The 10,335-nt window shown below is 64.5% G+C and carries 13 protein-coding genes; all 13 read left to right on the top strand.

All coding sequences use genetic code 11. The features are described 5' to 3' along the window. On the top strand, positions 1 to 2,008 hold a 2,008-nt coding region (locus tag ACTQX9_RS09375; protein WP_441541352.1), incomplete at its 5' end, for a phage head morphogenesis protein. A 2-nt stretch (positions 2,009 to 2,010) separates the two neighbouring features. Beyond that, positions 2,011 to 2,193 (top strand): hypothetical protein, encoded by a 183-nt coding sequence (locus tag ACTQX9_RS09370; RefSeq protein WP_441032713.1) that lies wholly within the window; start codon positions 2,011 to 2,013, stop codon positions 2,191 to 2,193. A gap of 74 nt (positions 2,194 to 2,267) precedes the next feature. Then, the gene (locus tag ACTQX9_RS09365) at positions 2,268 to 3,968 is read left to right on the top strand and encodes a major capsid protein (RefSeq protein ID WP_441031765.1); all 1,701 of its coding nucleotides are present in this window, start codon (positions 2,268 to 2,270) and stop codon (positions 3,966 to 3,968) included. Between the two features lie 31 nt (positions 3,969 to 3,999). Next, positions 4,000 to 4,722 carry a hypothetical protein gene (locus tag ACTQX9_RS09360; RefSeq protein ID WP_441031767.1) on the top strand — a complete coding sequence of 241 codons (723 nt, stop codon included), beginning with the start codon at positions 4,000 to 4,002 and terminating at the stop codon, positions 4,720 to 4,722. Between the two features lie 2 nt (positions 4,723 to 4,724). Continuing rightward, on the top strand, positions 4,725 to 4,970 hold the full coding sequence (locus ACTQX9_RS09355) for a hypothetical protein (RefSeq protein WP_343095443.1): 246 nt from the start codon (positions 4,725 to 4,727) through the stop codon (positions 4,968 to 4,970). 3 nt (positions 4,971 to 4,973) lie between these two features. Next, the gene (locus ACTQX9_RS09350; RefSeq protein WP_441031769.1) at positions 4,974 to 5,732 is read left to right on the top strand and encodes a hypothetical protein; all 759 of its coding nucleotides are present in this window, start codon (positions 4,974 to 4,976) and stop codon (positions 5,730 to 5,732) included. 430 nt (positions 5,733 to 6,162) lie between these two features. Beyond that, positions 6,163 to 6,816: a hypothetical protein gene (locus ACTQX9_RS09345; RefSeq protein ID WP_441052903.1), complete on the top strand. Its 654-nt coding sequence runs from the start codon at positions 6,163 to 6,165 to the stop codon at positions 6,814 to 6,816. Continuing rightward, positions 6,816 to 7,319 carry a hypothetical protein gene (locus ACTQX9_RS09340; RefSeq protein WP_441031773.1) on the top strand — a complete coding sequence of 168 codons (504 nt, stop codon included), beginning with the start codon at positions 6,816 to 6,818 and terminating at the stop codon, positions 7,317 to 7,319. The genes ACTQX9_RS09345 and ACTQX9_RS09340 overlap by 1 nt, the downstream gene beginning before the upstream one ends. Before the next feature lie 10 nt (positions 7,320 to 7,329). Further along, positions 7,330 to 7,641 (top strand): hypothetical protein, encoded by a 312-nt coding sequence (locus ACTQX9_RS09335; RefSeq protein ID WP_441031775.1) that lies wholly within the window; start codon positions 7,330 to 7,332, stop codon positions 7,639 to 7,641. Positions 7,642 to 7,705: 64 nt separating this feature from the next. After that, positions 7,706 to 8,062: a hypothetical protein gene (locus ACTQX9_RS09330; RefSeq protein WP_441031776.1), complete on the top strand. Its 357-nt coding sequence runs from the start codon at positions 7,706 to 7,708 to the stop codon at positions 8,060 to 8,062. 47 nt (positions 8,063 to 8,109) lie between these two features. Continuing rightward, the gene (locus tag ACTQX9_RS09325; RefSeq protein WP_441031778.1) at positions 8,110 to 8,658 is read left to right on the top strand and encodes a hypothetical protein; all 549 of its coding nucleotides are present in this window, start codon (positions 8,110 to 8,112) and stop codon (positions 8,656 to 8,658) included. Positions 8,659 to 8,661: 3 nt separating this feature from the next. Beyond that, a complete protein-coding gene (locus ACTQX9_RS09320) occupies positions 8,662 to 9,210 on the top strand; it encodes a DUF7240 domain-containing protein (protein ID WP_441031780.1) in 549 nt (182 codons plus the stop codon). Between the two features lie 40 nt (positions 9,211 to 9,250). After that, on the top strand, positions 9,251 to 10,335 hold a 1,085-nt coding region (locus ACTQX9_RS09315), incomplete at its 3' end, for a tape measure protein (protein ID WP_441541347.1).

Below are 10,335 nucleotides of genomic sequence, written 5' to 3'. Positions count from 1 at the left end.
CACGGCGGCGGCGGACGCGCCGAACACGGGGTTCGTGTCCCCGGACGTGGCTATCCCCTGGCCGTCGGGTGTGTCCGGCCCGGCGACGGTCGCTGACCTTCTCGCGGAGTTCCCCGCGACGTTCGCGGGTGTGGACCCGTCGCAGATCAGTTTCATCATCGCATCCCCGTCGTGGCGGCACCTGTTCGCGGACTACATGCGCACGACCGAGAACCTCGTGGTGGGAATGCAGGACACGGTGTTCCAGACGATGCAGGGTATCTTGTCGAAGGCTGGGACGGGCGGGAGTTTCGAGCAGCGGGAGCTGGTTAGGCAGTTCCTATCGTGGGATGCCGAAGGGGGCTATGAGGGGTGGATGCGCCGGGCGGAGCGGATCGCCCGGACGGAGCTTCATCAGGCCCGCACGGCGGCGGTTCACGCTTCCGCGACGATGACCGCCGATGCTGGTGTCCCGATGGTGAAAGTGTGGTCGGCGGCTCATGACGAGCGGACGCGGGTCGCGCACGCCGAAGCGGACGGGCAGACCCGCCCGGTGGACGAGCCGTTCGAGGTGGGTGGGGAGCTGCTGCGCTACCCCGGCGACCGGGCTAACGGCTCGGCGAAGAACACGATCCAGTGCCGCTGCACCGCGACCTACGTCGAGGATGAAATCGGCGCGGACATACCGTGGGCGACGCGGATCAATAGTATGAGAGACGTAGAGCGACAGATCAGGGAGTTAGATATGGATGCGTTGGCAGCTAGTGGCGCGAAGGGCCTGGAGTGGAAGGGCCGTCTCGCCCCGGTGGGTGAGCCGACCGGTGATGGTCGTATTTTCACGACCGATGGTGAGTTCCGGTTCCGGAAGTTTCCCCTTCCACTGCTGTGGCAGGAAACGACGAGCGAGGGCCACGACTCGTCCCGTATCGTCGGAACCATCGACCGGGGCGAGGTCACCCCGGACGGGTTCACGGCGGAAGGCACAATCTTCTCGGATGAGGATAAGGTCATCGCCCTGCTGGAGAAGGGCGTGATCCGCCCGTCGGTTGATTTGTGCGACATGCTTGCCGACACGTTTGAGGTGGAGGATGGTCCTCGGCTGGAGGTGCATTCGGCGACGATCATGGCGGCGACGTTGGTGGCGAAGCCCGCGTTCGAAAACGTGGGTATTCAACTCACCGGCGACGAGTCGGAGGTGGATACCGACGGCCTGGTCGCGTCGGCTGGTGCGGTGTTGGACCTGCCGAAATATGATTCGGCGGCGTTCGCTGACCCTGGCCTGGACGGGCCGACTCCGATTACCGTCACCCCGGAAGGGCGTGTGTTCGGGCACCTCGCGCTGTGGGATACGTGTCACGTCGGTCAGCCCGGTAAGTGCGTGACCCCGCCCCGTTCGGCGGCTGGGTACGCGCATTTCCACCAGTCCACGGTGCTCACCGATGATGGTCCGGTGGCGGTGGGCCGTCTGACTGTGGGTGGTGGTCATGCTGGTGTGCGCGCTGGTGTGCGTGCCGCTGCGGAGCATTACGACACGACCGGGTCGTGTTGGGCGTTCGTCCGCGCCGGTGAGGATAAGCACGGCATCTGGGTCGCTGGTGAGGTGAATCAGGACGCGCCCGCCGCGAAGCTCCGCGAAGCCGCGACCGCACCCCTATCTGGTGACTGGCGGCGCGTCGGCAACAGCTTGGAGCTCGTCGCTGCCTTGTCCGTGTCCACCCCGGGCTTCCCCGTGCGGCGGGAGTACGTCGCGGATGGTCAAGCCCTGGCGTTGTGCGCGTCCGGGTGGGCTGCTCCCGCTGCCGAGGAATTGTCCCCGGTGGATGCCGCCCGCGTGGCTGCTATGGATGCGGTGCGTGAGGTGTTCGCCGCCCTCCGCGCCGAAGGGAACTCCCCCGGTGAGCTTGCGCACGCGCCGGGGCTCCGCGAACGGTTCAAGGCCGCGCAGGGCGTCATCGGCTTCGACGTGGAGCCGGACGTGCCCGCCCGCTATCAGGCGGTGCGGGACATCATGGAAAGCAAGGAGGACTAACAATGGCTTGTGGAGCATGTGGCAGCGGAGGAAGCTTCACCCCGGCGACGTACACCGTCCGCTCAACCGACGCGGATGGTCAGGTGCAGGAGCAAACATTCCTGTCTAAGACGCAGGCGGTGATGTTCGCGTCGCGGAACGGCGGTGGGGAGATCATCACGAATAGGGGCGAAGCCCGTAGCTAGACTGTGGGAGGTGAGGGGCATGTCGCCCTGTACACTCCCGACGTAGAGGGACGAGAGACCGACAAGGAGACCAGATGAACACGCTGGATGACATTCTCAAGGCCGTGGCGAACATGCCTACCGACCCGGCGGAGATTGACAAGATCATCACCGCCGCTAAGGCGGTCTACGATAAGCTGACCGCCGACGCGGGCGATAACCCTACCGAGGAGCAGGTCGCCGCGTTGGAGAAGCTCGCGGAAGCCGTGACGCAGGCGCGTGCTGCTAAGGCCGAGGCCGCTAAGGCGGATGCCCAGGCCGCTATCCGAGGTCGCCGGGACCGCGCCGCCGCCGCTGCTGCCGCGTTCGCGGATGATAGCGACGAGGGTGGTTCCGACGATTCCGAAGAGTCCGAAGGGGCCGACGGCGAGCAGGACAGCACCGATGATTCCGACGACTCCGACGAGTCCGAGGATGACGACGCGGGCGAGTCCACCAACGAGGATGATTCCGACGACACCGATACTGACGAGAAGGAGTTCGCTGTGAAGCGACGCTACGGCGGAGCCACCGCCGGTTACCGGGGCGAAGCAAAGTCCACCACCCCGTTCACCCTCGACCCCGCCGCGCCGAACTTCAAGTCCGGCGAAGCAACCTTCCTCGACTTCGCGGAAGCGTTCAACGGCATTTCGTCCGGTCGCGCCCTGCGCGCCACGACCGTCGGCCAGCAGACCCAATCTCACTTCGGACACATCCGCCGCGACCTCCCGACCGAACTCGTCGCATCCGACGAGGCGAGCCTGGTCGCCGCGATTGACCACGCCACCGACGAGTCCCGCCTTGACGGCGGTTCCCTCGTCGCGGCTGCTGGATGGTGCGCCCCATCCGAGACCATTTATGATTTCCTGCCCACCCCGGCTGCGGCGAACCTGTTCTCCCTCCCGGAGATCAGCCTGTCCCGCGGTGGTTTGCGCTACCCGGTGGAGCCGGACTTCTCGACGCTGTACGCCACCAACCGCGGCACCATGACCGAAGCGCAGGCGATCAGCGGCCAGACCAAGGACTGCATCGAGATTCCCTGCGCCGAGATGCAGGAAGTCCGCATGGATGTCCTGTGGACGTGTGTCACGTCGAATCTGCTGGCTAACACCGGCTGGCCGGAGCTGACCGCGAAGTTCCTGGAGAACGCCACGAAGGGTCACCTCCACCGCCTATCCGCCGCCCGTCTGGCGAAGGTCATCGCCCTGTCAAAGAAGGTCGCCGTGGGTGTGCCTGCCCTGGGCACCGCGGGCACGGTGCTGAACAGCATCGAGCTCCACGCGGAGACGCTGCGCCAGAAGTTCCGCCTGGGCACCTCCACCCTGGAGGGTGTCGCCCCCGCATGGCTGCGATCCATCCTCCGCGCCGATTTGGCGTACCGCGATGATGTCCTCCCGGAGCGTGTGACTGACCAGATCCTCGACCAGCACTTCGCGGACCGTGGCGTGCGCTTCCAGTGGGTCGATGATTACCAGCCGCTCAACGGCGACCCGGCATCCGCTGGCTACCCCGCCGAGGTGAAGGTGCTGCTGTACCCCGCTGGCACGTTCTTCTCCGCCGTCCAGAACGTCGTGAACCTCGGCGCTATCTACGACAGCACTGGCCTGTCCAAGAACCAGCGCACCGAAATGTTCCTGGAGGATGGTTTCGCCGTGGGCCAGCGTGGCTACGAGTCCCGCGAGCTGACCATCCCCGTCGCGATCAACGGCCAGGTTGGCCTGCGTCACGCGACAAACCCCGCCGTCCCCGCAGAGTAACCTAACCGGATCGTAGAAAGGAGGTGTCGGCATGGCAACAGTTGTGAAGCCGATGCAGTTCGTCGGACGCGCCCCGCTGCCGACCCCGTCGCGATCTGGCCTGTACGCGGTAGCTCAATTCGTGGACGTGGAGCGCCCCGTCATTCACGGGGTGGAGGTCAGCGTCCCATCCATCGGCGGTCATGGTCTATGGCCGGAGCCGTGCAACCCCGGCCAGGGGCCGAAGCACGGCGGTAATTCCGCAACGTTGATGCAGTTCCCCGGTAACGCTGTGTGGGCTGCGGAAGAGTGCGCCGCCGTGGGTCTTTCCGAAGCGGAGTTGTCCGCCCGGGCGGTGGAGAAACTTAAGGCGGTTGAACCGATTGATGTGGAGCGGCATTTCGCCGCGCTGCTGAAAAAGGAGCCGAACACCGCGTCGAGTATCCCGCAGGCCGAAGCGACGATGCTGGCCGAGGGATTGACCCCGACGGTGCATGTCCGCCCGTCGGACCTTCCCCGTCTGATTGAGTCCCGGCAGGTCATCTCGACTGCTGGTGTGCTCCGCACGATCATGGGGAGCCCCGTGGCGGCGGGCGCGGGGTATGAGACTGACCTGGACGGCACCTACGTCACCGGATCTGTGACGGTGTACCGGAACCAGATCGAAACTCATAACAGTTTCACCCCGGCGACGAACCTCCGGTTCACCGTGGCGGAGCGTGCCTTCGCCGTGGTGTGGCTGGGTACTTCTATCAAAATCAACGAAGGGAGCTAGCGGTGGCTGGCGTAATTTTCGAGACTGACGGTGATGTGGTGACGGTGTCGCCCATCATGGGTCGGCAGCAGGATTTCCAAGATGTAGCGGCGAAGCTCGTCGCCGCTGGCGAGGTTCAGACGGTCACCGCATCGCGTGGCGTGGCGCTCCGCGTCACCCGCGATACCGCTGTGGCGGCTGGTGTCCTCGAAGAGGATAAACCGGCGGCTCGGTCCGCCAAGAAAACGACTACTAAGAAGGACGGCTAAACAATGGCTGCAATCAACCAAGCACTCCCGGTTATTAAGGGCTTCCGGATGCGCGCGACCCGCGTGGGCCGCTGCGGACTCCCCCTAAAGGGCCCGAAGAACCAGATCGTCACCGACGGCTTCATCGAGTTCGGCATGGAGCGCGAAACCTCCGATGGTGACGACATCGAGCAGAAGAACGCGTCCGGTGTCGTGTGCGCGACCGACCGCACCGAAGACCAGTTCAAGCGCTACAACCTCACCCTCCAGTTGTGCGGCATTCAGCCGGACTTGCTGACGATGTTCACCGACCAGGCGGCGGTTCTCGACGCTGACGGCGACACCGCGGGTTTCCTACAGCAGACCGGTGGCAACACTTCCGGTTCCGTGGCGCTGGAGCTGTGGGCCGGTACTGGCGGCGGTGATGACTGCGAGGTGCCGGAAAACGACGACATTTTCAAGTCTGTTGAGGGTGGTAAGACTGGCGGTCAGTGGTGGTACATCCTGCTCCCCTGGGTGCGTGGTGCTACCCTGGGCGACCTGACCATCAACGGCACCGACGCGGCGGAGGTTACCGTGTCGGCGTACACCGGCAGCGGTGCTCATTGGGGCCAGGGTCCCTATAACGTCGTGCCGGGTGCGGATGGTAGCGCGGGTCGCCTGCTCGCCCCGGTGCCTGCTCGCACCCACCTGTTGATGCAGCGCACCACCATCGCACCCCCGGAGGTGACGAAGGGCGCGGTGGAGCTTACCGTGCCGTCCCCGTATTTCTCCGCTGCCTAATCATCCGGTATAGTGGTGGGTGGTGGCCCTACCGATTAGGGTCGCTGCCTCCGCTTCCAGATGTTGCGGTGGTGACAAGAAACCATTTTTTCTTGCGCGTACCCATGATTCCCCCGCTGTCCACTCACGGCGGGGGATTCGTGGTTGTATGCTGGTGGTGCGATGCTGCTTCACCGTCGGGTGTTTTCAACCGCTGTGGTGCTCGGCGGGGAGTTTGCCGCCCGGCTGGTGGGCAGTATCGCGCCGAGAATGAGGGATTGTCCGAATGAGCCCCGTTCCTGGTTGATGATGGTGTGGAGACCGTCGCCCCTTGTGGCCTTGTGATCTCGTTGTCTTGTGGTGAGCAGCGATTGATCCGGCGTATGGGTGCGGAGGACCATCATTACCCGGGGGCGGGGTTTATTCGTTTCCCGACCCGGGGAGGGGTGTCGTGGTTGGTAGCATTACCGGTATGAGTGACCTTTGCGAGTGGCCGGTAGACATGTCGTGCTTCCCCCCTATCCCGGAGGGTAAAGAGGATGTGGCCCGCCTGGCTGTGGATACGGCTACGGAGATTCTGTGGGCGCTGACGGGTCGGCAGTTCGGGGTGTGCCCGGCGGTGTATCACCCGGGGGTTGAGCAGTGTTTGCGGTGCGAGCCGACGCTGTGGCGGGGCGAGTGGTTCAACGTGGATGTGTCCACAGCGGAGTGTATGCGGATCGTGCTGCCCGGCCCGGTGTTCGAGGTGACTCGGGTGGAGCTTTCGGACGGGTCCGATGGTGAGTTCGCGGTGTCGGGGGATGCGGTGGTGGTGCGTGGGGCTCGCCCGACGGCGATTCACTACCAGCGGGGTATTCCCGCGCCCCCCTCGGCGGGGTTCATGGTTGGCAGGCTCGCGGCGGAGCGGTATCTACAATGTGTCGATTCCGGGCGGTGCCGACTCCCCAAATACGCCACGCAGGTGACCCGGCAGGGAGTGTCGGTGCACATGGCCGACCCGGCGGAGGTTATTGGGGAGGGGCTCACCGGCCTGCCGGAGGTTGATTCGTGGATACGGTCGGTGAACCCTAACGCACTAGCGGAGGACTCGGAGGTGCTCGGATAATGGCGAGGACCGATCAGGTGTCCGCCGCGCTGGTGCGGTGGATGGATAAAGCGTTCAACGATTCCGAGGCCCCACCGGTCGGTGGCGTGTCCGGGGGGACGGAGCTCCGCCCCGGCGTGAGTCTCCCCGCGTTGGACAATTTCGACACGTGCGTTCTCGCGTGGGTCATGTCCGGCATTAGGTTCCGGACGGAGACGTTCCCGTCGCCCGCGGAGATTCCGCAGTGCGGTGGGCGGCTCGCCGTCGAGTTCACCGTCGGCATCGCCCGATGTTCCGAAGCGTTGGGTGATGGTGGTGTCCTCCCGTCGATTGAGACGATGGAGCGGGAGTTCGCGATCCAAGAGGACGACAAGGACCGGTTGTGGGCGGCGACGTGCCGGGCGGCGAAGGAGCTGGAAATGGAGCATCACGTCCGCTCGTCGGCGTTGTACCCGGTTGAGGTGTACGGCCCGGAGGGTGGCACCGTGGCCGTGTACCGGTCCATAATTTTCGAGTTGATGTAGGAGATCAATCATGAGCAACAGTTTCAACATTCGTATCCGCTGGGTCCGCAACGTCATGGGCTGGCAGCGTGGAGACGAGACGACCGTTACCCGCACGGCCTATATTGACAACCTAATCGCTAATGGCATGGTGGTTGTGGTGGAGGATTTCGCTCCGCAGCCCCCGGCGGAGAACGCGACCCGGGCGGCGTGGGCGGAGTTCCTGACGAAGATGGGGATTGACTTCCACGAGCAGACCCCGCGCCGTGATTTAATCCGCATGTGGGATGACCGCACCGCCCCGGCTGCGGTGGACGATGGGAACCCGTCCGATGCCGAGTAGCGGTATCGTTTTCACCCCGAACCGGGCCGGCATAGCGGAGGTCACGGCGGGCGCGGCTGGGCCGGTGTTCAAGCTGGTGCGTAAAGCCCAGGCGGAAACACAACTCGTCGCGAACCGGATTACCCCCACGGATACTGGTCGTCTCCGCGGCGCGAATGAGACCACGCCGATTGTGGTGCAGGGAACGAAGGTCGTCGCCGGGGTGGAGAACAAGACGTCGTACGCAATGTTCGTTCATGAGGGCACGCGGGCGCATGTGATTGAGCCGAGGAATAAACGCGTCCTCGCGTGGGTGCCGCGTGGCGGGACGGTGCGGTTCGCGAAGCGGGTGCATCACCCGGGGACGAAGGCGCAGCCGTGGCTCGCGAAATCGGCGGAGCTCGCAGCGAGCCGGAACGGGTTCACCTTCCGGAAATCGTGATAAGTTGGTGTGGAAACACACCACACATATCCCCTAATGGAGGAATCATGGCAAACGATAAGGCAGCGGCGTTCAAGGCCGATGTGGAGTCCGCGGAGGATCGTCGGGAGCAGCTTCGACGCGAGCTCGCGGAGCTCGACGGTGATGCGGATGCCCCGGTTGCGGAACATGGAGATTTGAGCGTCGATTCGTTTGACGGCATCGACCCGGAGACGGTCGAGGTGGAGTCGAAGATGCTGGGCCGGACGCTGCTGGTGACCCGCCCCACCTCGGCCGAGATGACGCTGTTCGCATCGGATGTGTCTTCGCGCCTGATCAATGATGTGCAGCGCACCGCGATCATGTCGGACTTCTGCCAGACTCATATCGACCCGGAGGATTTCCTAGCGTGGCGTGACGAGGTGCTACGCCGCGGTTCGTCCCTGTTTTTTTATGAGTCCATCGCGGCGATGGTGGACATGCTCGAAGAGCTCGTCGTGGATAACGACTCGGAGCAGGAGTGGGAGTCGTTCGCGAACCGGCAGGAACGCCGGAAGGCGGAGCGGGAGAAGGCGGCTCGTCAGAAGGCCCGCGAAGCGAAGTTGCGTAAGCGTTAGGCCGTGGCGCTGATCGTTCGCGCGTACAGCCGGGACTGGGAGTTTTCGTCTCCCGGCCCGGCTGTCGCTCTACGTATCCACGAGCTGGCGGGCATGAGCCCGAATGACCAGTACCTAGAAATAGTGGACATCGTCGTGGAGCACCTATCAGACGACGATGCGGTTTGGTTCGACGCGCGGGGTAAATACGAACTGCCGGAGGATGCCCCGGCGGAGCTGCTGATCGAATGGCTGGAAGCGGCGACGGGTAAGCCGTTCTCGGCGGTGGCTGCGTTGTCGTCGGCGTTGGTGGAGAGCTGGGCGCAGGTTCGGGGCCGGTTAATCACGTCGGGCATCCCGGAGCCGATGGTGCAGATCCGGCAACTCGGGTCGATGCTCGACGCGGTAGAGTTCATGATCCTAGAGTCCCACAAGGACGACAAAGAGAGAGCGCGGTATCGGCAGAAGGTTTACAAGCCGCGTGTCAAGACCGGGGCAATTGAGAAGCCCGCGGGGTTCGACCCGTCGGACATGGCGGCGCAGGCGGCGATGCTGGAAGCGCTGGACGCTTAGCACGGTAGAGTATGGGGCGTAGGATCGGGAGGTTCATGGTATGGCGACTGTCGGCACGGCGCGGGTGACGATTGAGGCTGATTTCAGCAGGTTCGAGCAGGACGTTCAGACGTTCTTCAACCGCAGCGGCAAAGCGGCGGGGGATGCCCTCAACCGGGGCGTGAAATCGGGTGCCGATGCGGCGCAGAAGTCCGTGAAGGACGTGGGCACGGAGTTCCAGAATGTTGCATCGTCCGCGTCCTCGGCGGGGCGTGATGCGTCGTCGTCGTGGGCGGCGGAGATGGGGAAGGTTGGCACGTCGACGCAGAAGTCCGCGGCGGTGGCTTCCTCGGCGCTGACTGATCTGTCGGGTAAGGGCGCGTCGGCGGCGAGCCGGGTGTCGTCGTCCTGGGCATCGAACATTAGTGGTGTTGCGTCCTCGACATCCTCGGCTGCGTCGGCTGCGTCGTCCTCGTTGGATGGTGTGGGACGGGCCGCGTCGGGTGCCGCTTCTGGTATCCGCGTGTCCTTCGCGAACGGCTTCGGCGGTGTCGCGTCGGCTGCGTCCGGGATGGTGAGTCGCGTGTCCGCGACGATGGGTAGCGTGGCTTCCTCGGCACGCGGCGCGGCGGAGTCGATTAAAACGTCCATCACCAACGCACTGAAGGAGTCGGAGCAGACCGCTGATCGCGTTCCGAGCGCTATCGGCAGGATCGGCGTGGCCGTGGGCGCTATCGCCGGGCCTATGGCGATCCTAAAGGGCGGGTTCGACCGCCTGATGAACATCCAGCGTGCCGAGGTGATGTTCAAATCCGTGGGCCTGTCGGCGGAGCAGACGAAGAATCAAATGGCGAAGCTGACCGAGCAGGTGACGGGAACGTCGGTGTCCTTGGCGGATGCGGCGAAGTACTCCGCTATGTTCGCGCAGTCTGGTGTGGAGCTCGGCAAGCCGATGGACTCCGCGATCCAAGCGTTCACGGCCCTATCGTCCATCGCGGAGGGCTCGGGCGTGGACGTGGGGCGTGTGATGCAGCAGATCAGCGCCCAGGGCAAGGTCACGGGCGAGGACATGGCGCAAATGGCCGACGCTGGTGTCAATGCGACGAAGTACCTCGCGGACAGCATGGGCATGTCCCAGGCTGATGT

This window comes from Collinsella sp. LCP19S3_F2, from assembly GCF_052121015.1.
Classification (GTDB): domain Bacteria; phylum Actinomycetota; class Coriobacteriia; order Coriobacteriales; family Coriobacteriaceae; genus Collinsella.
Note: the sequence above shows the minus strand (reverse complement) of the source record. Positions and strands in the feature narration are given on the sequence as shown.

Excerpts from the sequence above, each read along its gene's own strand:
- ACTQX9_RS09360 (WP_441031767.1), top strand. The coding sequence starts at position 4,000 with ATGGCAACAGTTGTGAAGCCGATGCAGTTCGTCGGACGCGCCCCGCTG.
- ACTQX9_RS09335 (WP_441031775.1), top strand. The coding sequence starts at position 7,330 with ATGAGCAACAGTTTCAACATTCGTATCCGCTGGGTCCGCAACGTCATG.
- ACTQX9_RS09325 (WP_441031778.1), top strand. The coding sequence starts at position 8,110 with ATGGCAAACGATAAGGCAGCGGCGTTCAAGGCCGATGTGGAGTCCGCG.
- ACTQX9_RS09340 (WP_441031773.1), top strand. The coding sequence starts at position 6,816 with ATGGCGAGGACCGATCAGGTGTCCGCCGCGCTGGTGCGGTGGATGGAT.
- ACTQX9_RS09350 (WP_441031769.1), top strand. The coding sequence starts at position 4,974 with ATGGCTGCAATCAACCAAGCACTCCCGGTTATTAAGGGCTTCCGGATG.
- ACTQX9_RS09365 (WP_441031765.1), top strand. The coding sequence starts at position 2,268 with ATGAACACGCTGGATGACATTCTCAAGGCCGTGGCGAACATGCCTACC.
- ACTQX9_RS09370 (WP_441032713.1), top strand. The coding sequence starts at position 2,011 with ATGGCTTGTGGAGCATGTGGCAGCGGAGGAAGCTTCACCCCGGCGACG.